Raw genomic sequence first — 21,228 nt, 5'->3', positions numbered from 1 at the left:
AACCCAAGCATGGTCTGCAGCCGGGGAACTGCGCAATAACGGGCGTGGCGCGGCCGCCGTGCCGCGGGCCCGTAAGGGGTGTCTGCGGCTGTCGTCAGGCCCTCAGACTGCCGGGCACGGCCGTGCTGGAGCGCACCACAAACTCCGTGGGATAGAACCCCGATTCCCACAGCGGGTCCGTCGGTTCGTTCTGCATCAGCGCCAGGACCGCTGCCACCGCGGCGGCGCCCTGCCCAACGGGGTCCTGGCCAATGGTGGTGAGGCCGAAGACCTCACCCATATCGTGCCCGTCGATCCCGATCACTGAAAGATCCTCCGGGACCCGGAGCCCCAGTTCGCGGGCTGCGAGGATGGCACCCACGGCAATTTCATCCGCGGCGCAGAAAACCGCGGTGGGCCGCACATCCGGCCGGGCGAGGAGGGCCTTGGCGGCCCGGAACCCGCCGGCAACCGAGAACTCGGCACTGGAGATCCAGCTTGCCTCCGGAGTCAGCCCGGCGTCCCCCATAGCGGATTCGTAGCCGTTGCGCCGGGTGCCGCCGAGCTGGAAATCCCGTTCCAGCTCCTCCCCGCCGCCGATGTGCGCAATGCGGGTGTGCCCCAGGGAGATCAGATGCCGGGTGGCCAGGGAGGAGATCCCGGCGTCATCCACCCGGATGGTGGTGGTGCCGGGCAGCGGGCCGCCGATGGCCACGATGGGCTTATCCACGGCCCGAAGCTGGGCCAATTCCTCCTCGGTCAGCCGCAGGGCGACCGTGATCACTGCATCCACCCGCTTGCGCCGGAGCATCTCAGTGAGCACGCTTTCCCGGTGGCCGGGCCCGTCGCTGGTGTTGTACAGCGTTAGGTCATAGCCTGCCTCGATCAGCGCCGAGGCAGCTCCTTCCAGCACCTGGGCAAAGTACCAGCGGCCGACGCTGGGCATCACCACTCCCACATTGCGGGTACGCCCCGAGGCGAGGGAGGAGGCGTTGTAGGAAATGACAAAACCCAGTTCCTCGGCAGCACCGAGCACCCGTTGGCGCGTCGCTTCCGAAACGGCGCCGTTGCCGCTGAGCGCGCGGGAAACGGTCGCCGAGGAGACGCCGGCGCGGGCGGCTACCTCTTTGATTCCTGGCAAGGTTTCCCTCTTCTACTCTTTGGCGGGCAGGGGTCAGCTTAGTCGAGTCGAACCCAGGCACTGTTGTCGGGAAGCAGGAAGCCGTCGTAGACAGCGCCGTTGCGGCTGCAGGCAATCAGCTCTCCCTGGGGCAGGGGAACGGCGTCGCTGCCCATGTTCATCAGGGCCGCGATGTTGCCATTGACGTAGGCAAGCACGCTGTCCGGGTATCCGGTGAGCCAGGCGAGGGATCCGTTGCCCAGGTCCAGCTTCCGGCGCAGATCCAGGGCCGTCCGGTAGAGGTTCAGTGTCGAATCGCGGTCCTGCCGCTGGACGTCCCGCGCCAGGTGCTGCCACTCCTCCGGCTGCGGGAGCCAGGAACCGCCGGCAGCACTGAAGCCGAGGGCGGGCGCCTCCGACGTCCAGGGGAGCGGAACCCGGCAGCCGTCCCGGCCCAGGCGTTCCCCGGCGGTGCGGTGGAAGGTGGGGTCCTGGCGGAACTCGTCCGGAAGCAGGGTGTGGTCCGGCAGTCCCAGTTCCTCGCCCTGGTAGAGGTAGACGCCGCCGGGCAGGCCCAGCATCAGCAGCGTGGCGGCGCGGGCCCGGGAGATACCCAGCCCGTGGTCCGGCTGCGGGTCGGCGGCTCCTATCCCGTCACCGGGCCGATCCTGATGCGTGGTGATACCAAAGCGGCTGACATGGCGGACGACGTCGTGGTTGGAGAGCACCCAGGTGGTGGGGGCACCGACCTGGTCGAAGGCGCGCAGGGAGGATTCGATGACGTGGCGCAGCGCCGGGGCGTGCCAGGGGTGGTGCAGGTAGGCGAAGTTGAACGTCTGGTGCATCTCATCGGCGCGTACCCAGTCGGTGAGGCGTTCGATCGGGTCGATGGTCGCTTCGGCGCAGAGCACCCGGTCCCCGTCGTAGGAGTCCAGGATGTTCCGCCAGGACCGGTAGATGTCGTGGATGCCGGGCTGGCCGAACATGGGTGCTTCGGAGCCGGGGTAGCCCTCGGAGGAGGATCCGTCGGCGCGTCCGCCCCAGTCCGGCAGGCCGGTCTTTTTGATCAGGGCGTGGGCGACGTCCACACGGAACCCGCCGACGCCGCGGTCCAGCCAGAAGCGCAGGATGCGTTCGAATTCGGCGTGCACGGCGGGGGAGTCCCAGTTGAAGTCGGGCTGGGAGGAGTCAAAGAGGTGCAGGTACCACTGTCCGGGGGTGCCGTCAGGTTCGGTGATGCGGGTCCAGGCCGGTCCGCCGAAGTGGGACTGCCAGTTGTTCGGCGGGGTGTCCCCGTTTTCGCCGGTGCCGTCGCGGAAGATGAACATGTCGCGTTCGGGGGAGCCGGGTCCTGCGGCCAGGGCTGCCTGGAAGAGGGGGTGGGCGTCGGAGCAGTGGTTGGGGACCAGGTCCACGATGACGCGGATGTGGTGGCGGGAGGCTTCGGTGATGAGGGCGTCGAAGTCCTCCAGGGTGCCGAAGATGGGGTCTACGGAGCAGTAGTCGGCGACGTCGTAGCCGGCGTCCTTTTGCGGGGAGCGGTAGAAGGGTGAGAGCCAGACGGCGTCGATGTCCAGTTCGGCCAGGGTGGCCAGTTCGGCGGTGATGCCCTGCAGGTCACCGATGCCGTCCCCGTTGAGGTCCCGGAAGGAGCGCGGGTAGATCTGGTAGATCACTGATGAGCGCCACCATTCACGGTCTCCGGAGGACGGATGAACGAGGGTGAGCGCCGAAGAATCGTCGAGTACAGAACTGAGCATGCCCACATCCTAGGGTGCTTTTCGGCAAAAACTGCAAACGCTTCCATTGCGTTTTCCCATGTGCCCCTTTTGGCCGCGTAAACCCCTCCGTAAGCGCCTTTCACGGCAGAAAATCCTCAGCATGCTGATGCATTCTCAGCGGCAAAAAAGCAGGTGTTGGACGGATTGTGTGCACGCGCTTACACTGACCTGTGTCGTAGCTCGCATCCGCAGTGCCCGGGCAGGGTCCCGTGCTTCTTCGCGGCAGCGATCATTTCCCCTTTACCGGGGTCCAAACAGAAGAGGTTCACCAATGAAGGTGCACACAACGGGTACGCCGGCCATCCGCCGCCGTACTTTTGCTCTCGGTGCCGTGTCGGTCACCGCTGCTCTTGTCCTCTCGGCCTGCGGAGGCGGCGACGCTGCCGACTCCGAGTCCGATGCCAAGGATCTCGCCTCGGGCGGAGCCACCACGCTGACGATGTGGGTGGACGCGGAACGCTCCCCGGCGCTGACCGACGTCACCGCCAAGTTCAAGGAAGATACCGGAATCGAAGTCAAGCTGGTCACCAAGGACTTCCAGCAGGTTTCGGATGACTTCATCACCCAGGTGCCCACCGGCAAGGGACCGGACCTGATTGTGGGTCCGCATGACTGGGTTGGAAAGTTTGTGCAGAACGGCGTGATTGCTCCGATCGAACTCGGTGACAATGCCGACAAGTTCCAGAAGACCGCCGTCCAGGCCATGACGTATGAAGGCAGCACCTACGGCGTTCCATACTCGATTGAAAACATCGGTCTGCTGCGCAACGCGGACCTCGTGCCGGAACCTGCCGAGACCATGGACGAAGTGATCGCCAACGGCAAGCAGGCCGTCGCCGAGGGCAAGGCCGAGTTCCCGTTCCTGGTGGGCCTGGACCCCAAGCAGGGCGATCCGTACCACCTCTACCCGTTCCAGACTTCGCTCGGAGCACCCGTTTTCGGCACCGATGAGAGCGGCAGCTACGACGCCACCAAGCTCGAGCTGGGCAACCCGGGCGGCGCCGAGTTCGCGGCAAAGCTGAAGCAGTGGGGCGAGGCAGGCGACGGCATCCTCAACTCCAGCATCACGCCGGACATTGCCAAGGAAAAGTTCAGCGCCGGAGCGTCCCCGTACTTCCTGACCGGCCCCTGGAACGTTCCGGATGCCGAAGAAGCAGGCATCAACCTGGTAGTGGATCCGATCCCCACCGCCGGCCCGAACCCGGCCCAGCCCTTCGTGGGCGTCAACGGCTTCTTCATCAGCGCCAAGAGCCAGAACGCCCTGGCAGCCAACGAGTTTGCCCTCAACTACCTGAGCACCGAGGCAGTGCAGGACGAAATGTTCAAGGCCGGCGGACGGCCACCGGCCCTCACCGCGTCCTTCGACAAGGCCGCCTCTGATCCCGTCGTGGCAGCCTTTGGCGAGATCGGCATCAACGGCGTGCCGATGCCCGCGATTCCGGAAATGGAACAGGTCTGGGCGGATTGGGGCGGCACGGAGCTGGCCCTGATCAAGGGCCAGGGCGACCCTGCTGACTCCTGGGCCACCATGGTCTCCAACGTTCAGTCCAAGATCAGCAAGTAGGTAGGCGCGGGCCAACCTGCACTAACCGGCGGCGCAGAGCCGCCGTCCGGCGCGGACCGGGGCGCGGTGACATGCCGCGCCCCGGTTCGCCGCCCGTTCAAGGAGAACAAGATGGTTGATCAGCTGGATACGCCGGTGAACACAACCGGCCCCGGCGCCGGACGTGCACTGCGGCCCGGACGCGCGGCACGGAGCGATTCGCTGGGCGGCACACTGGCCAAGATTATTCTGCTCGGCATCACCGATGCCTTTGCCGTTTATGTGCTGATAGCGCTGTTCCTGAATGAAAAATGGGCGGTCCTGACCGTGGCAGCCCTGGTCACTCTGCTGATCAACTGGATCTACCTGCGGCGTGGGGGCCTGCCCGCCAAATACCTGGCCCCAGGTGTCCTTTTCCTGGCCGTATTCCAGGTTTTCGTGGTGGCCTACAGCGGGTATGTCGCCTTCACCAACTACGGCGACGGACACAACAGCACCAAGGCCGATGCCGTGTCGGCAATCCAGATGACCGCGCAGAAACGCGTGCCCGATTCCCCCTCCTACCGGATTACCGTGGTGGAAAAGGGCGGGACACTGTCATTGCTGGCAACGGATCCGGACGGAACTGCCGAACTCGGCAGTGTGGATGAGCCCCTTGAGGAAGTCACTGCGGAGAAGGATGCCTCCGGCAAGGCCGTGGCCGTCGACGGGTATGAAACCCTGCAGTTCTCCGACCTGCTGCAGCGGCAGGACGAAATCCTGGCGCTCACCGTTCCGTTCTCCGAGGACCTGGACGACGGCACGCTCAAAACGTCCGACGGCGCGACGGCCTATGTCTTCAAACCGTCCCTGGTTTACGACGAGGCAGCCGGAACCTTTACCGACTCCGAGAACGGAAAGGTCTACTCCGACATCGGCGAAGGAGCCTTTGTAGCGGAGGACGGCGAGCGGCTGCCCACCGGTTGGAAGATCAACGTCGGTTTCGACAACTTTGCGCATGCCTTCAGCGACCCGGACCTCCGCGGCCCGCTGGTTGCCGTCATCATCTGGACCTTTACCTTCGCCGTGATGTCCGTGCTGCTGTGCTTCGGGCTGGGGCTGTTCCTGGCAGTTACCTTCAACCACGCCACCCTGCGCGGAAAGCGGATCTACCGAACCATCATGATCCTGCCCTACGCCTTTCCGGCGTTCCTTGCCGGGCTCGTCTGGTCCGGAATGATGAACCAGGACTTCGGGTTCATCAACAACACGTTCTTCGGCGGGGCCGACATTCCCTGGCTCAGCGACCCCTGGCTGGCCAAGGCAAGCGTGCTGCTGGTCAACACCTGGCTGGGGTTCCCCTACATGTTCCTGGTGTGCACCGGCGCCCTGCAGTCGCTGCCGGAGGAAGTCAACGAGGCCGCCCGTATGGACGGCGCCTCGGCCTGGCGCATTTTCCGCTCCATCAAACTGCCGCTGCTGCTGGTTTCGACGGCGCCGCTGCTGATTTCAACCTTCGCGTTCAACTTCAACAACTTCAATGTGATCTTTATGCTCACCGGCGGCGGGCCGCGCTTTGAGGATACGTCCATGGACATCGGCGCCACCGACCTGCTGATCACGCTTGTCTACAAGGTCGCCTTCGGGCAGGGCACCGGACGCGACTACGGCCTGGCCAGTGCGCTGGCCGTGCTGATCTTCATCATTGTGGCCATCATTTCCGCGATCAGTTTCCGGCAGACCAAGGCACTGGAAGAAGTGAACTCATGACAAACCTGCAGACGCTCCGCAAGTCACCGGCACGCCCCGCCGAGCCCGCGCCGGCGAAGCGCGCATCAGCCGGGGCATGGCTGAAGGAGAAGGGGTGGCGGCACCTGGTGGGCCTGGTCATTGGCGCCTTTGCGCTGCTGCCGCTGGTCTACGTGCTGTCCGCCGCCCTCAGCCCCACCGGAACGCTGGTTTCCACCAACGGGCTTTTCTCGACGGTCTCCCTCGATAACTTCTCCGCCCTGTTCTCCGACCCGCAGAAGCCGTTCGCCAAATGGTTCCTGAACACCCTCGTTATTGGACTGGTCACCAGCATTGGCACCGTCTTCCTCGGCGCCCTGGCTGCGTACTCCTTCTCCCGAATGCGCTTCCGGGGCCGGCGGATGGGCCTGCTGAGCCTGATGCTCCTGCAGATGTTCCCGCAGATGCTGGGCGTCGTCGCGATCTTCCTGTTGCTCAGCGGCATTTCCGACGTCGTTCCCTGGCTCGGCCTGGGCAGCCAGATCGGGCTGATCATGGTCTATCTGGGCGGCGCGCTGGGGGTAAACACGTACCTGATGTACGGGTTCTTTAACACGGTGCCGGTGTCCCTGGACGAAGCAGCACGGATTGATGGCGCAAGCCACATCCAGATCTTCTTCACCATCATCCTGCGCCTGGTCACTCCCATCCTGGCCATCGTCGGACTGCTGTCCTTCATCACGGCCACCGGCGAGTTCCTGATCGCCTCCATCGTGCTCAATGACCCGGATACCCAGACCCTCGCCGTCGGACTGTATTCCTTTGTGGGTGACAACCAGTCCCGGACCTGGGGAGTGTTCTCTGCCGGTGCGGTACTGGCGGCACTGCCGGTGATGGCGCTGTTCCTGTTCCTGCAGCGCTACATCACCTCCGGGCTGATTGCCGGGTCGGTCAAGGGCTGAATGGTCAGAAGCCAACCACGGGCCGGGGCCGGTAGGCCTCTTCAAGGACCGCGTATTCCTCCTCGGTGAACCGGATCTCGAGGGCCTTGATGTTCTCGTCCAGGTGGGCGGCGGCGGTGGCGCCGATCAGCGGGGCGGTGACCACCGGGTTGGCCAGGACCCAGGCCAGGGCCACCTGGGCACGGGTGGCGCCGAGTCCCTCGGCCACGTTGCCGACGGCGTCCACGATGCGGCGGTCGGTCTCCTCGTTGCCGCGATAGAGCTCATAACCCTGCTCATCGAAATCCTGCCGGGCCGTCCGGGCGCCCCACGGGCGGGCCAGCCGGCCGCGGGCAAGCGGGGAATAGGGCAGGGCGCCGATCCCGCGGTCCGCACACAGCGGCAGCATCTCCCGTTCCTCCTCCCGGTACAGGAGGTTGTAGTGATCCTGCATGGTGACAAAGGGAGCCCAGCCGTGCTCCTCCTGGAGGAACAGTGCCTTCGCGAACTGCCAGGCATACATCGACGAGGCGCCCAGATACCGCACCTTGCCGTCCCGGACCAGCTGGTCCAGGGTCTGAAGCGTCTCTTCCAGCGGGGTGTTCCCGTCCCAGCGGTGTACCTGGTACAGGTCGATGTAGTCCGTACCCAGCCGCCGCAGACTCTGTTCCACCTGCCAGATGATGTGTTTCCGGGACAGGCCCCACTCATTGGGCCCCGGGCCCATTTCGCCGTGGACCTTGGTGGCAATCACCACCTCGTCCCGGCGGCAGTATTCGGCGACGGCAGCACCCAGGATCTCCTCGCTGTGCCCGGCCGAGTAAACGTTGGCCGTATCGAAGAAATTGATGCCCAGCTCCACGGCGTGCCGCAGCAGGGACGTGGCCTCATCCTCGCGCAGAGTCCAATTATGGGCGCCCCGGCCAGGGTCCCCGAAGCCCAGGCAGCCCAGCCCAATGGCAGAGACCATCGCTCCCGATCTGCCCAGTCTGGCGTACGTCATCGCAGTCATCGGCCAAGCCTCCGCCCAGATTGTCTCCGCGGTCCACTAACCGGTGATGCTACCCGTGACACCCCGGGCAGGATAGGCCCGGGGCCGCCTGGACAAAGGTAGGGCCCGGGGACGCCCGGGGGCTCCCTGATGCGGCCGCTGCAGTCCTATACTTGCCCACATGGTCACCCAAGCAGGTACCACACCCGGGGAACCCGGACCGGACACGGAACCCGCAAGGGGAGCCCCTGCCGGCAGGGAACCAGAACCTCCCACCGCCGACGGGCCGGTGGGCGCACTGCTGGTGCAGTACCTGCGCGGACAGTACCGGGAACTTCTGCACCACGAACCGCGGGTGCGCCGGAATGACGCGGACGGGGTGCACAAGATGCGGGTTGCCACCCGCCGGCTCCGTTCGGCACTCTCGAGTTACCGCTCCACGATGCAGCCCGAACCCGCGCGCTCGCTGCGCGGTGAACTCCGCTGGCTGGCGGGAGTCCTCGGCGAGGCCCGGGACGCCCAGGTGATGCGGCACCGGCTGAAGGAGCTGATTGCCGGTGAGCCGGAGGACCTGGTGATGGGTCCGGTGAGCGCCCGGGTGGATGAAGAACTGCTGCATGACTACCGCCAGGCCTACGGGCTTGTCATTGAGGCGCTGGACTCGGAACGGTATTTCCGCCTCCTGGACGGCGTGGAGGCGCTGGTGGACGGGCCACCCTGGAACGGAACCGCAGAGGAGCCGGCCGGGACGGCGGCTGCCGCCATGATCCGCCGCGACCGCAAACGGCTTCACCGAAGGGTGCGGATGGCACGCGGACTCGCCGGCGAGGAACACGCAGAGGCACTGCACGAAGCACGCAAGGACGCCAAAAAACTGCGCTACGCGGCCGAGGTCTGGGAGGCTGTGCAGCCGGTGGAAGCCAAAGCCATGGTAGAGGCCGCGGAACACATCCAGAAGATCCTTGGGGAGCACCAGGACAGCGTCGTGACCCGGCAATACCTGCGCCGGATGGGCGCGTCGGCGTCCGCCGCAGGGGAAAACGGCTTCACCTACGGCCGGCTGCATGCACTGGAACAGGCGAACGCCGCGGCGGCGCGGGAGCGGTTTGCCCATGCCTGGAAAGGCTTCCCGTCCAGCCCCTGACCGGGCGGTACACGAAGGGATCAGGATGGACTCGCCATGGGCGCCGCTGCGGCGGCGGATGTTCCTTATCCTCTGGGTAGCGCAGTTGGGCTCCAATATCGGCACCTGGATGCAGACCGTGGGAGCGCAGTGGTTCCTGGTGGAGAACAGCGACAACCCGGCGCTGGTGTCCCTGGTCCAGACAGCCAACCTGGCCCCGTCCCTGTTGCTGGGCCTGGTTGCCGGGGTGCTGGCGGATGCGTTCAACCGGCGCCGGCTGATCCTCGGGGCAAATATTTTTGCCGCAGGTGCTGCGGCTACCCTCACCGTGGTGGCAGCCCTGGGATTGCTGAACCCTGATTCACTGCTGCTCTACACCTTCCTGATCGGCTGCGGAATGGCACTGAGCGCACCGGCCTGGCAGGCCATCACCCCGGCGCTGGTGCCGCGCAAAGAGGTCCAGGCCGCCGCGGCGCTGGGCAGCGTGGCCGTGAACACCGCCCGTGCGGTTGGCCCGGCCATCGCGGGGCTGCTGGTGGCCCTGATCGGCCCGGCGTTCGTTTTCGGGCTTAACGCCCTCTCCTTCATCGGTACGGCAACAGCCATTTATTTCTGGCGCGCTCCGGCACAGGATTCAGCGGAGCGGGAGCACATGCGCGAGGCGCTCGCCGCAGGCATGCGCTATATCCGGGCGGCACCGCGGATCCGGCGGATCCTGCTGCGTAACGGGCTCTTTATGTTCCCGGCCAGCTCCCTGTTTGCGCTCCTGCCCATCGCCGTCAACGGACACCTGGGGCTCGGCTCCACCGGTTACGGACTGCTGCTCGGCGCACTGGGGGCCGGAGCCATCCTGGGGGTGCTGCTGCTGCCGTCGGCCCGGAGGCTTTTCAGCGCCAACGCACTTCTGGGGATCAGTTCCGTGGTTTTCGCCGCGGGTGCCTTCGCCGCCGGTTACTGGCCGGCCTGGGCGGTTGCCCTGCTGCTGGTACCGGGCGGAATCGCCTGGATCTTTACCTTCTCCACGCTCAACGCCGCCATGCAGCTGACCCTGCCCGAGTGGGTGCGTGCCCGCGGGCTGTCCGTCTACCTCATGATCTCGGCCGGCTCGCAGGCCATCGGCGCCATGTTTTGGGGATCCGGGGCAACCGGCGCCGGCTACGCACCCACCCTCGCCTTTGCCGCCGTCGTACTCACCCTGTCCGGGGCCAGCGTGCTGGTGCTGCCGCTGCTGCCGGGAACCGGGAGACTGGACCGCAGTGTTGCCTCGGCGCCAAACCCTCATCTGGATGTTCCCGAGGAGCCGAAGCCCGACGCCGGTCCGGTGACGGTCCTGATTTCCTACGATGTGCCGGCGGATCGCAGCGACGCCTTCCTCTTGGCGATGCATGAGGTACGCCTCACCCGGATTCGCACCGGAGCCACGGACTGGGAGCTGGTGCACTCCATCACCGAGGAGGAGCAGTTCCGGGAGATCTATGACGTGCCGACCTGGCGGGAATACCTGCGCCAGGAGCAGACCAGGACTACGGGGGAGGACCGCCGGCTCATCCGGGAGGCCTGGGACCTGACCGATGCCGAGCCCCGAGTGCGCTGGTTCCTGCCTGCACCGACCTGAGGTCCGGTCCCGGGGTTTCGGTTCGCCGGCAATGCAACGGATAGACTGGGAGCCGGTCCGAAGGCCGCTTCACAGGCGGCCGGTGCATGCGGGGTGGGTGCGCCGAAAACGATGCAGTGAACAAACCATTAGTTGAGGTATTTTGCGAGATTTTAGTGCACGCCTGGCCACTGCCGAAGAGATCGACAACTGGGATAAACACGTGCTGGCGAACCCCGGGGGCGGCAACGTCCTGCAGTCGGCCTCCTTCGCCGAGGTGAAGTCCCACCACGGCTGGAATCCCGTCTACCTCGCCGTCACCGGACCCGATTACGTGACCTACACGCTCGCGATCGAGAAGAGAGTCCGCGGCCTGGGCAGCCTGTGGTACCTGATCAAGGGTCCCGACGTCGCGGCACCCGAAGACGTGCCGCTGGTGGTGAACGCGCTCGTCCGCTTTATCCGGGAGAACCGGCTGCGGGTCTTTGCGATCAAGGTGGAGCCGGACATTGTGGACAGCGAGGAGGTGCGGGCACTGTTCACCGGCGCCGGGTTCATCAAGACCTTCAACCTGCAGCCCAACGATTCAACGGCACTGCTGGACACCTCTCCGGACTCCGAGCAGCTGCTCAAGAACCTTTCCTCCCGGGGCCGCAACGCCGTCCGCCGGGCTATCCGCGAAGGCGCCGATGTGCGCCGGGTGGAACCCACGGAAGAGAACATGCGGACCATGTACCGGCTGATGGCCCATATTGAGGACCGTTCCGCCGCACGCCTGCGCTCCTATGAGTACTACCACCGCTTCTGGTCCAACTTCGTGGCCGCCGGACAGGGACGCTTCTACTTCGCGTTCGAGGACGGAGAGCCCACGGTGGGCGCGTTTGTGATCGCCTACGGAAACAAGGGCACCTATAAGGACGGCGGGTCCAAGCCGAAGCGCAGCCAGTACGGAGATTCGCACCTGGTCCAGTGGACGGCCATCAACGAACTCAAGGACGAGTGCGGCATCACCTCCTATGACTTCTGCGGCACCCCGCCGAGCGACCGGCTTAAGGACAAGAGCCATCCGCACCACGGACTGGGCCTGTTCAAGACCAGCTTCTCAAAGACGGTCACCGACTTTGTGGGTTGCTATGACTTTGTGGTGGACCCGGTCCGGTACCGGATCTGGAACACCATCGGCGAAAAGGTGGCCCGGCAGATTTACTGGCGCCGCCACCAGCAGCCGTTCTACTAAAACCAGCAGGGCACAAAACACAGGAACCGGGCGGAGCCCCGGGCCACCATGCGAAAGGGTGAGTCTTTGGAGAACACATCCGGTCCGGGCCGAGGCAGGCCCGGGCCGAAGCCGGATTCGGCACCCAACCCGGACCCGGTTGCGGGGCTGATACCCGTAGTCAGCGTCCCGGCCGGGCGGGGAGCCCGGGCCGGGAAAGGGCCGGGCCCGGGAGCGGAATCCCGGGGACAGGGCGCAGCGGCAAAATCGCTGGGCGCTGCAGCGAAGGCGCCCGCCCCGCCGTCGACACCGCCGGGCCGCCAGCCCACCGGAGAGATGCCCACCGCCGCGCTGCGCAGCACCCGCCCCAAGCCGCCGCCCCCCACCACCTCGGTCATCCGGCCTGCCGGCGCCAAAGCGCTCAAGCCGGAGCGTGGACGGAAGACGGCGGATCCCCGTGAAAAACGGCCCGCCCGCACACGGAAGACGGTTCCTTCGGGGATAGCTCCGGCCGGCTCCACGGCGGTCCGCACCGACCGGTCCTCGGCGGCAGCGCGGCGGATGCTGCGCCGGCTCGTCCAGGGCGAGAGCCCGCCGACCCAGGCCATGTCCATTGTGGAGCGGCTGGCGGGCAGTCCGTACGCCAATCCGCTGGTGCGCTCGGGCACGGATGCCAACGCCCGCAAGACGTTGGACCTTGCCCTCAGCCTGGCTGAAACCATGTTCCGTTACGGTGCCGGTGCCCTGGAAGTTGAAACCGCCATCATCGCCGTGACCGCCGCATTCGGGCTTGAGAGCATCGAAGTGGACATCACCAACCAGTCGGTGCTGCTCAACTATTCACCCAAGGACCAGACACCCATCACCGTCATGCGGGTAGTGCGCTCCTGGACCAACAACTATGCCGGTCTGGGCCTGGTGCACCAGCTCGTGACCGAGATTATCGACGGCGGGCTCAGCCGTGCCGAAGCGGCGAACCGGCTCAACGAGATCACGCACCGGCCCAAGCCCTTCCCGCGCTGGGCGGTGACCTTCTCTGCAGGCATCTTCGCTGCCGCGATTGTCGGCTTCATCGGCGGCGGTCCGCTGGCCTCGCTGGTGGGCTTCGCCGGAACGGTCATGGTCAGCCTGCTCCAGCGGGTGCTGGGCCGCTGGCGGGTGCCGGATTTCTTTACGACGGCGGCCAGCGGTTTTGTCGTCACGGCGATGGCGATGATCTTCTGGTCCATGGAAGTGCCAATCTCCCCGGGCATTGTGGTGGCCGGCGGGATCCTGCTGATGCTGCCCACCGGGCGGCTGGTATCCGCGGTCCAGGATGCCATCAACGGGTTCCCGGTGACGGCCTCCGGCCGGTTCCTGTCCGCGTTCCTTACCTTCGGCGCGCTGGTGGCCGGGATCGCCGTGGCCCTGGTCATGGGGGCCCTGTTCGGGATGGCCCGGCTGGATGTCACGGATGTGGCCTCGTCCCAGTATTCCTTCCCGGTGACGCTGCTGCTGCTGGCCGTTGCCCTGGCCACCATCTGCATTGTGGAACAGTCCCCGCGTGCGCTGGTGCTGCCCACGGTCCTGATCGGTCTGGCCGGATTCCTGGTGTACCAGATAGCCGAAGCCGGGGGAGTGGGGCCCCGGCTTACACCCGCCGTGTCCGCTATCTTCATCGGCATGGTGGCACGGATCGTTGCCCTGCGGATGGGTGCGCCGCAGCTGATCGTGGCCGTCCCGGCGGTGCTTTTCCTGTTCCCCGGACTGGCGATCTTCCGGTCCATGTACGGGCTGAGCATTGACGCCGAGGACATGTACGCGGGGGCGGTGGGGCTGTTCGACGCCCTGACCGTCATCCTGGCGATCTCCGGCGGCGTTGTCCTGGGCGATAACCTGGGGCGCCCCTTCACCCGCAACCTGAACGGCAACGACAGGCGCAACCGGCGCCGGTAATGGCCGCCGCGGAACGGTTCGGTGAACCGCAAAGGGCCGGGTCCGCTGTGCACTGCACGGCGGACCCGGCCCTTTGGCTATGCGTGACTAGAGGATCTTGCCCACTGGCGTGCGCTTTTCGGCCTGGAAGACGTCTTCGGTCCGCCCGGCAGCCCAATAACCGGAAAGGGATACCTGGGACCGTTCCAGGCCCCGGTGGCCGAAGAGCACATCCCGGAGGGACTTCATGGCCTCCCGCTCACCGTGGGCAAAGACCTGCACGGTACCTTCGCGCCACTGGACCGCAGCCACGGCATCCGTGAGGACGGTGCTCCGGCCCGCGGGAGCACCGTTGCGGTACAGCCAAGTCAGCTCAACACCGGCCGGCGCGCTGATCGGCTGGCGGTCAGCGGGACCAGCCACCTCAAGGAGCGCCTGGCCGACGGCGTGTGCGGGCAGTGCCTCCAAAACGGTGGCCGCGGCCGGAAGCGCGGATTCGTCGGCGGCGAGCAGGTACCAGTCCGCCTCGGGGTCCGGGTTGAAAGCTCCGCCGGGACCGGAGAACGTCAGGGGCTCTCCGGGCTGTGCCGCAGCGGCCCAGGGGCCGGCGAGCCCTTCGTCACCGTGCACCACAAAGTCAATGCTGATTTCCCGGGCGTCCAGGTCCACCCGCCGGATGGTGTAGGTGCGCGAAACGGGCCAGTGCTCACGTTCGCTCCGGGCCCGGATGGTCTCCAGATCCTCCGTGCCGTCCAGCGGACGTCCGTCAGGACCAAACCAGATCTTGCAGTAGGCGTCGGCGCAGCTGTTGGGCCGGAACCGGTCGAAGCCCGGCCCGCCTGCGGTGATCCTGACCATGTGTTCGCTGATCTGTTCGCGCCGAAGAACCTCAAGGGTCAGCAGGGGACGCTGCGGCCGGGACGTTGCCTCCCGGGGGCGTCCCGGCTCCTGCGGGGCGGACATTGCATCGGGCATGAGTGTTTCTCCTAGGGAAGGGCCTGCAAACTACCGTACCGTGCCCAGCTGCCAGTCCACCGGCCCCGCCCCCTGCCGGGCAAGCAGCTCATTGACCCGGCTGAACGGCCGGGAACCGAAGAATCCGCGGCTCGCTGACAAGGGACTGGGATGGGCGGATTCAACCGTAGGTGCCCCGTCGAGGAAGGGTTTGATGCTTTGGGCATCGCGCCCCCACAGCACGGCAACCAGCGGCAGCCGTGTGCCGTCAGGTCCGCGGCGGGCAGCCAGCGAACGCACGGCCAGTTCAGTGATTTCCTCCCACCCGCGGCGGCGGTGGGACCCGGCAGCGCCGGACCTGACGGTCAGCACCCGGTTCAGTAGCAGGACGCCCTGGTCCGCCCAGGCGCTGAGGTCACCGGACGGGGAAGGGGAGATGCCGAGGTCCGTCTGCAATTCGGTGAAAATGTTCTTCAGGCTCCGGGGCAATGGTCGAACGTCTGCACCCACGGAGAAGGAGAGTCCGACGGCGTGTCCGGGCGTGGGGTACGGGTCCTGGCCCAGGATCAGGACCTTGACCGAGGACATCGGGCGCTGGAACGCCCGCAGGACGTTCTCCGGCGCCGGAAGTATCTCATGGCCCAGGGCGCGGTCGGATTCCAGGCCGGCGGCAAGTTCATGGAATCTTTCCGTGAGCGGGCTTAGCGACTCCGCCCAGTCAGCTGCCATCAGGCCGGAGACACCTGCCGGAGCGGCGAAGGGAATCGGAGCGCCGGGCGCAGCCGGAGCCGCGTAGGAGAACAGCGGGGGCTCGTTGATTGCGGGCTCGTTAGTGGTCACTGGTCCATCCTGTCATTGCCTGCGGCGCCTGCAGCCCGCCACGACTCCGGCCTGGACCTACCCGTCCTTCTCCGCCTGATGGAAGCTGCCGCTGCCGCCTGTTTCATCAGGCAGCGAATCCACCGGGATGATGACTGTGTCCCGCAGTTTCCAATCCAGGTCCATGCAGCCGGCCCGGGCGGCGTTGATGCGTCCGAGCGTCAGATCCTTCTCCCGGCGGGGCACAACGAATGCCTCCACGTGGAATACCTGGCCCTCGTCGCGCACACGGACACCGGCGTCGCCCACCCAGTCCAGGCTGCGCAGGTACTCCCGGACCTTTCCGCCCAGGGGATGCGGGCCGTCGTCGTCAAAGGTGGTTGCGGTGGTGTCCATCAGGTCGGTGACCGCGCCGCGCATGTTCCGCAGCCCGTCGCGAAGGATGCTGGCCGCAATGAACAGGGCGGCCGCGGCGTCGGCCCACCAGAATCCCAGCCCGATCCCTGCGACGCCCACAATGGTGCCCACCGAGGTCATCCAATCCGCCTTGTTCATGTCGGCGTCCGCATACAGCACCTTGTTGTGCAGCTCGCGGGCCAGCTTCATCTTGGCCCGGCCCAGGAAAACGGGAGGCGCCCCGGTGATCGCCATGACTGCAATCATCAGCCAGCCAAGCCACACGGATTGTCCGAGCAGCTCAATGGTCCCGATGGGAGGGTGTTCCCCCTTCAGCAGGCCGCTGCCGGAGTCGAAGATAAGGAACGCGCCCATCGAGACCAGGGCGACGGCGGCCACCAGATGGGCCACGCCGATGGAGCGGTGGTAGCCGTACGGGTAGCGCGCGTTGGGGCGTTTTCCGGCGATCCGCACTCCCATCAGGAAGGCGAGCGGCGGGATGAAGGAGAGTGCGTCCTCGATACCTGCGGCCTTCATCGCCTGCGAATTGCCCATAACGGCAAAAACCAGGGTCACCGTCACGGCAAGGATGGCAATGGTGAGCCATTCGAGGTGGACGGCGCGGCGAAGGATCTTCTCCTGTTCCGCGTTGAGTTCGGTACGTCCAATCCAGGTGCTCACTGCTACTCCCCGTGTTCTGCCAGGAATTCCTCCAGCCGGACCAGGAAGGCGTTTTCCCCCAGCGGTGCCGCCATCACGAGCTTGCGCTGCTTGCCGTAACCATCCGTCACATCGGCATAGGGCCGGGTGAGGGCCGCCTTGTCGGTCCACGGGCTGGAATCGCTCAGGCCGCCAATGACCAGGTCAAGATCGCCTTCCGCGAGCCGCTGCATCAGGTGTTCCTCGCCGGACTCGAAGAATTCCACGTCCGCGTCTACGGATGCGGCGAAGTCACGAACCAGGTCCGTTTCGCTTCCGGCGGGTTCCCCGTCCCCGTCCACCTCCGTGAAGGGTGGGGCGTTGGACACACCCACGCGCAGGGTGCCGCCGGAAACACGCTCCAGTGTTCCCTCCGGATCCGCGGGCAGGGCACTGCAGGAAACCGTGAACGGCACCACCGTGCAGGCGAGGAACAGCAGCCAGACAAAACCGGGAAAGCGTCGAGTCATAGTCTGACCATAGCGCTGTTGCCTGCACAGCGTCCTTGTCCGCGGCAGTGCACTAAATGACAAGCCTGTTATTCCCAATTAGCATGTCTGAGTAGGCAGGACAAGGATCTTTCATGGGAGCACGTGTGGCTGAGGCAGCGGAAGCATCATCGGAAACCGGGCGGTTTTCCCTCGATGAATCGGTGGATCCGGACAGTCCGCTCGGCGTCAGGGAACAGCAGATGCTCGCACTGGAGCGGGCATGGTGGAAATACGCCGGCGCCAAGGAACAGGCCATCCGCGACCTGTTCGGGATGTCGGCCACCGCGTACTACCAGGTGCTGAACGCCCTCATCGATACCGAAGAGGCGCTGGCCCATGACCCGATGCTGGTCAAGCGACTGCGTAGACTACGTACGACCCGCCAGAACGCCCGTACCGCCCGCCGTATGGGCTCCGGCATCTAGCTCCGGTCCACCAACCACCATTTGGCGGCCCAGGATGCGGCGCCACCAGAACAAGGATTGATTCTCCACTATGAGCCAATACCCCAGGGACGAGTTCGACAAGGTCCCCGAAACCTCGGCGCGGCAGGGCGTGCACCGTGAACGCCTCATTCCGTCGCGTTCACGCGGCCTGGGCCTGCTGATCACCGTGGGCGTACTCGCACTGGTCATCGGCCTGGCCGCCTACTTTGTGGTGCCGCGCCTGGGCATTGACCTGGGTGGCGCAGATCCTGAAGCCTCTTCGACGGCGTCGGCACCCGCCGAGCCCGCGGCTTCCCCCACGCCCACACCTGAGGACACCGCCGGCGAGACAGAGGAAGCCGAGGAAACCGCGGCGCCGAGTCCCGCGGCCACGCCCGAGCCCACGCCCTCAGCCGAGCCCGAACCGGCGGTGGACCGGACGCAGCCCGTGACAGTGCTTAACGCCAGTGGAATCAGCGGTCTTGGTGCCTCCGTTTCCGGCCGGATCTCCGGCGCCGGGTGGCCGGTGGGGACGGTGGGTAACTGGACCGGAGTGCCCCAGCAGGCCTCGGGTGTCTATTACAGCTCACCGGACCAGGCAGCCAACGCCCGCGAGGTTGCTGCGCAGCTCGGCATCCCCACGGTTATGGAAACACCCGGATTTGCCGTAGTTACGGTGGTCCTTGGACCCGGATTCCAGTAGCCGCACGGCGAAAAACACCAAAACGTTATCCTCCTGCCCGCATGTGATGCAGAACACCATGGTTAGAGTAATGCCAGCCGCCGGAGGGCGGCACTGAAAAATCACGGTTGGAGAAAGAGCATGGCGCAGGGGATCGTCAAGTGGTTCAACGGGGAGAAGGGGTACGGCTTCATTACCCTCGACGAAGCGGAAACGGATGTATTTGTTCACTGGTCCTCGATCCAGGCCTCGGGTTACCGGACCTTGGAAGAGGGTCAGCGGGTCGAGTTTGAAATAGGCCAGGGGCAGAAGGGTCCCCAGGCTGAAGAGGTCCGGGCCGTATAGCGGCCCGGCGCGGGCCTTGCCCCGTCCCGTACAGGGGAATAAAAGCAGCGGTGGAGTATCAGCTCCGCCGCTGCTTTTGCTTCTCCGGCAGCCTGTACAGGGGATCACTGTGAGGCGCCCGGCAGGGCGGCGTGATGGCTTGCACTCAGTGTGCGGGAGTGCTAATTATTGACTTAGCACTCTTGCCGGATGACTGCTAAAAGTCCGACGGCGTTGAGTGAACCAGCAACCCACTGGGGTGAGGTCAGGGGAGCGCGTAAAGAGATCGCGCGAGCCTGGCCGTCCGTCGCGGGCACCTCGGCAGGAATGCAACATTTTGCTCCAAGCATGACTGTTCCGGAAGGACGATAGCCGTTATGGCCAAGATCATTGCATTTGAAGAAGAGGCACGCCGCGGCCTCGAGCGCGGGCTGAACACCCTCGCCGATGCCGTCAAGGTGACCCTCGGCCCGCGTGGCCGCAACGTGGTTCTGGAAAAGAAGTGGGGTGCCCCCACGATCACCAACGATGGTGTTTCCATCGCCAAGGAGATCGAGCTGGACGATCCCTACGAGAAGATCGGCGCAGAGCTGGTCAAGGAAGTTGCCAAAAAGACTGACGATGTTGCCGGTGACGGCACCACCACGGCAACCGTCCTGGCCCAGGCACTGGTTCGGGAAGGCCTGCGCAACGTTGCCGCCGGCGCCGACCCGCTGAGCCTGAAGCGCGGCATCGAGAAGGCCGTTGCGGCCGTCACCGAAGAGCTGCTCGCTTCCGCCAAGGAAATCGAGACCAAGGAGCAGATTGCTGCTACCGCTTCCATCTCCGCCGGTGACCAGCAGATCGGCGACCTGATCGCCGAGGCACTGGACAAGGTGGGCAAGGAAGGCGTCATCACGGTCGAGGAGTCCAACACCTTCGGCCTGGAGCTGGAACTCACCGAAGGCATGCGCTTCGACAAGGGCTACATCTCCGGTTACTTCGTCACCGACGCAGAGCGCCAGGAAGCGGTCCTCGAGGATCCGTACATCCTGATCGTCAACTCCAAGATCTCCAACGTCAAGGATCTGGTTGCCGTCCTCGAGAAGGTCATGCAGTCCGGCAAGCCGCTGCTGATCATCGCCGAAGACGTTGAGGGCGAAGCCCTTGCCACCCTCGTGGTCAACAAGATCCGCGGCACCTTCAAGTCCGTAGCCGTCAAGGCACCGGGCTTCGGCGACCGCCGCAAGGCCCAGCTGGCTGACATCGCCATCCTCACCGGTGGCCAGGTCATTGCCGAAGAAGTTGGCCTGAAGCTTGAAAACGCCACGCTCGACCTGCTCGGCAAGGCCCGCAAGGTTGTTGTCACCAAGGACGAGACCACCATCGTTGAAGGTGCAGGCGACGCCGAAGAGATCGCCGGCCGCGTGAACCAGATCCGCGCCGAGATCGAGAACTCCGATTCCGACTACGACCGCGAGAAGCTGCAGGAACGCCTGGCCAAGCTGGCCGGCGGCGTTGCAGTCATCAAGGCCGGTGCCGCAACCGAGGTTGAGCTGAAGGAACGCAAGCACCGCATTGAGGACGCCGTCCGCAACGCCAAGGCTGCCGTTGAAGAAGGCATCGTCGCCGGTGGCGGCGTTGCACTCATCCAGGCCGGCCTGAAGGCCTTCGCCAACCTGAACCTTGAGGGTGACGAAGCAACGGGCGCCAACATTGTCCGCGTTGCCATCGACGCTCCGCTGAAGCAGATCGCCTTCAACGCCGGCATGGAGCCGGGCGTTGTGGTGGACAAGGTCCGCGGCCTGCCCGAAGGCTTCGGCCTGAACGCAGCCACCGGCGAGTACGAAGACCTGCTGGCAGCCGGCGTCAACGATCCGGTAAAGGTGACCCGCTCTGCCCTGCAGAACGCGGCCTCCATCGCCGGCCTGTTCCTGACCACCGAAGCTGTGGTTGCGGACAAGCCGGAGAAGGCCGCTCCCGCCATGGGCGGCGGCGACGAAATGGCCGGCATGGGCGGCATGGGCGGCTTCTAAGCCCCCGGTTGCTCCCAGCTGGCGCGTAAACAGGCGCGGTACCCGGACAGGGTGCCGCGCCTGTTGCGTTACCCCGGACCGGAGGGCCCTCCGGGGCGGTATTCCGCAGGCTAATGCATGAACAGCGAGGTGTTTGCCGCTTCGGTTTCGGCGTACTGGGCGGACGCGAAAGCCAGGGCCTGGTTGATGCTGTCCAGCGACTCCTCCACCCGTGCCTGCGTGGCGCGCCAGTCGGTGACCAGCGACTGGAAATTGGCCGACGCCGACCCCCGCCAGATCTCGCTCAGCGACGCGAGCCCGGTCTGCATTCCGTTCACGTCCGCCCGCAGGCGTTCGATGGTTCCCTGCACTTCGGCGCTTTTGGCGGAGAGCGCCTCACTGTCCACAGCAAATAAAGGCATGTCTTTTCCTCCTGGTAGGAACTCACTATCGGTACCGGGAAGGCTAATACTCGCTGCTGAGCCGCTGGACGGCAGGGGCGGCGTTGTGGGCGCACTGCCCTGCCCGCAGGCCG

The 21,228-nt window shown here is 65.6% G+C and carries 19 protein-coding genes; 11 read left to right on the top strand and 8 right to left on the bottom strand.

Translation table 11 applies throughout. From position 1 onward, the window contains the following. Positions 1-94: 94 nt before the first annotated feature. Together QWJ37_RS14520 and QWJ37_RS14515 are read right to left on the bottom strand one after the other, a co-directional pair. Positions 95-1,120 carry a LacI family DNA-binding transcriptional regulator gene (locus tag QWJ37_RS14520; protein WP_290245700.1) on the bottom strand — a complete coding sequence of 342 codons (1,026 nt, stop codon included), beginning with the start codon at positions 1,118-1,120 and terminating at the stop codon, positions 95-97. A gap of 38 nt (positions 1,121-1,158) precedes the next feature. Then, the gene (locus QWJ37_RS14515) at positions 1,159-2,859 is read right to left on the bottom strand and encodes a glycoside hydrolase family 13 protein (protein WP_290245699.1); all 1,701 of its coding nucleotides are present in this window, start codon (positions 2,857-2,859) and stop codon (positions 1,159-1,161) included. A gap of 292 nt (positions 2,860-3,151) precedes the next feature. On the opposite strand from QWJ37_RS14515, the gene QWJ37_RS14510 reads away from it, so the two are divergent. From QWJ37_RS14510 to QWJ37_RS14500, 3 genes are all read left to right on the top strand, one after another. Further along, positions 3,152-4,444, top strand: coding sequence for a maltose ABC transporter substrate-binding protein (locus QWJ37_RS14510; protein WP_290245698.1), 1,293 nt, complete (start codon positions 3,152-3,154; stop codon positions 4,442-4,444). 111 nt (positions 4,445-4,555) lie between these two features. Beyond that, on the top strand, positions 4,556-6,172 hold the full coding sequence (locus tag QWJ37_RS14505) for an ABC transporter permease subunit (RefSeq protein WP_290245697.1): 1,617 nt from the start codon (positions 4,556-4,558) through the stop codon (positions 6,170-6,172). Next, positions 6,169-7,092, top strand: a complete 924-nt coding sequence (locus tag QWJ37_RS14500) for an ABC transporter permease subunit (RefSeq protein ID WP_227905729.1) — start codon at positions 6,169-6,171, stop codon at positions 7,090-7,092. Before QWJ37_RS14505 ends, QWJ37_RS14500 begins: the two co-directional genes overlap by 4 nt. Positions 7,093-7,096: 4 nt before the next feature. Here the strand turns inward: QWJ37_RS14500 and QWJ37_RS14495 are convergent, their stop codons facing one another. After that, positions 7,097-8,074 (bottom strand): aldo/keto reductase, encoded by a 978-nt coding sequence (locus tag QWJ37_RS14495; protein WP_290245757.1) that lies wholly within the window; start codon positions 8,072-8,074, stop codon positions 7,097-7,099. A gap of 169 nt (positions 8,075-8,243) precedes the next feature. Here QWJ37_RS14495 and QWJ37_RS14490 point away from each other — a divergent pair, with 169 nt between their 5' ends. From QWJ37_RS14490 to QWJ37_RS14475, 4 genes are all read left to right on the top strand, one after another. Further along, positions 8,244-9,206, top strand: coding sequence for a CHAD domain-containing protein (locus QWJ37_RS14490; protein WP_290245695.1), 963 nt, complete (start codon positions 8,244-8,246; stop codon positions 9,204-9,206). Between the two features lie 25 nt (positions 9,207-9,231). After that, on the top strand, positions 9,232-10,800 hold the full coding sequence (locus QWJ37_RS14485) for an MFS transporter (RefSeq protein WP_290245693.1): 1,569 nt from the start codon (positions 9,232-9,234) through the stop codon (positions 10,798-10,800). Between the two features lie 142 nt (positions 10,801-10,942). After that, entirely contained in the window at positions 10,943-12,016 is a 1,074-nt protein-coding gene (locus QWJ37_RS14480) for a peptidoglycan bridge formation glycyltransferase FemA/FemB family protein (protein ID WP_227929207.1), read from the top strand. Positions 12,017-12,331: 315 nt separating this feature from the next. Next, positions 12,332-13,930: a threonine/serine exporter family protein gene (locus QWJ37_RS14475; RefSeq protein WP_290245692.1), complete on the top strand. Its 1,599-nt coding sequence runs from the start codon at positions 12,332-12,334 to the stop codon at positions 13,928-13,930. An 87-nt stretch (positions 13,931-14,017) separates the two neighbouring features. Here QWJ37_RS14475 and QWJ37_RS14470 read toward each other — a convergent pair whose 3' ends face one another. From QWJ37_RS14470 to QWJ37_RS14455, 4 genes are all read right to left on the bottom strand, one after another. Next, a complete protein-coding gene (locus QWJ37_RS14470) occupies positions 14,018-14,884 on the bottom strand; it encodes a siderophore-interacting protein (RefSeq protein ID WP_290245691.1) in 867 nt (288 codons plus the stop codon). Between the two features lie 30 nt (positions 14,885-14,914). Next, positions 14,915-15,592: a uracil-DNA glycosylase gene (locus QWJ37_RS14465; protein ID WP_290245756.1), complete on the bottom strand. Its 678-nt coding sequence runs from the start codon at positions 15,590-15,592 to the stop codon at positions 14,915-14,917. 168 nt (positions 15,593-15,760) lie between these two features. Next, on the bottom strand, positions 15,761-16,759 hold the full coding sequence (locus QWJ37_RS14460) for a cation diffusion facilitator family transporter (RefSeq protein ID WP_290245690.1): 999 nt from the start codon (positions 16,757-16,759) through the stop codon (positions 15,761-15,763). Between the two features lie 2 nt (positions 16,760-16,761). Beyond that, on the bottom strand, positions 16,762-17,247 hold the full coding sequence (locus tag QWJ37_RS14455) for a transporter substrate-binding domain-containing protein (RefSeq protein ID WP_290245689.1): 486 nt from the start codon (positions 17,245-17,247) through the stop codon (positions 16,762-16,764). A gap of 113 nt (positions 17,248-17,360) precedes the next feature. On the opposite strand from QWJ37_RS14455, the gene QWJ37_RS14450 reads away from it, so the two are divergent. The 4 genes from QWJ37_RS14450 to groL all read left to right on the top strand — a co-directional run bounded on the left by QWJ37_RS14450 (position 17,361) and on the right by groL (position 20,714). Further along, positions 17,361-17,693 carry a DUF3263 domain-containing protein gene (locus QWJ37_RS14450; RefSeq protein ID WP_227905743.1) on the top strand — a complete coding sequence of 111 codons (333 nt, stop codon included), beginning with the start codon at positions 17,361-17,363 and terminating at the stop codon, positions 17,691-17,693. A 70-nt stretch (positions 17,694-17,763) separates the two neighbouring features. Next, entirely contained in the window at positions 17,764-18,396 is a 633-nt protein-coding gene (locus QWJ37_RS14445; RefSeq protein ID WP_227929204.1) for a LytR C-terminal domain-containing protein, read from the top strand. 120 nt (positions 18,397-18,516) lie between these two features. Then, positions 18,517-18,720, top strand: a complete 204-nt coding sequence (locus tag QWJ37_RS14440) for a cold-shock protein (RefSeq protein ID WP_227905745.1) — start codon at positions 18,517-18,519, stop codon at positions 18,718-18,720. A gap of 356 nt (positions 18,721-19,076) precedes the next feature. Then, positions 19,077-20,714 (top strand): chaperonin GroEL, encoded by a 1,638-nt coding sequence (gene groL, locus QWJ37_RS14435; protein WP_227905746.1) that lies wholly within the window; start codon positions 19,077-19,079, stop codon positions 20,712-20,714. A gap of 110 nt (positions 20,715-20,824) precedes the next feature. Here groL and QWJ37_RS14430 read toward each other — a convergent pair whose 3' ends face one another. Next, positions 20,825-21,115 carry a WXG100 family type VII secretion target gene (locus QWJ37_RS14430; RefSeq protein WP_227905752.1) on the bottom strand — a complete coding sequence of 97 codons (291 nt, stop codon included), beginning with the start codon at positions 21,113-21,115 and terminating at the stop codon, positions 20,825-20,827. Positions 21,116-21,228: the final 113 nt, after the last annotated feature.

This window comes from Arthrobacter sp. YD2 (assembly GCF_030410475.1).
GTDB lineage: Bacteria > Actinomycetota > Actinomycetes > Actinomycetales > Micrococcaceae > Arthrobacter_B > Arthrobacter_B zhangbolii.
The sequence above is the reverse complement of the archived record's forward strand: the minus strand, read 5'-3'. Positions and strand labels throughout refer to the sequence as shown.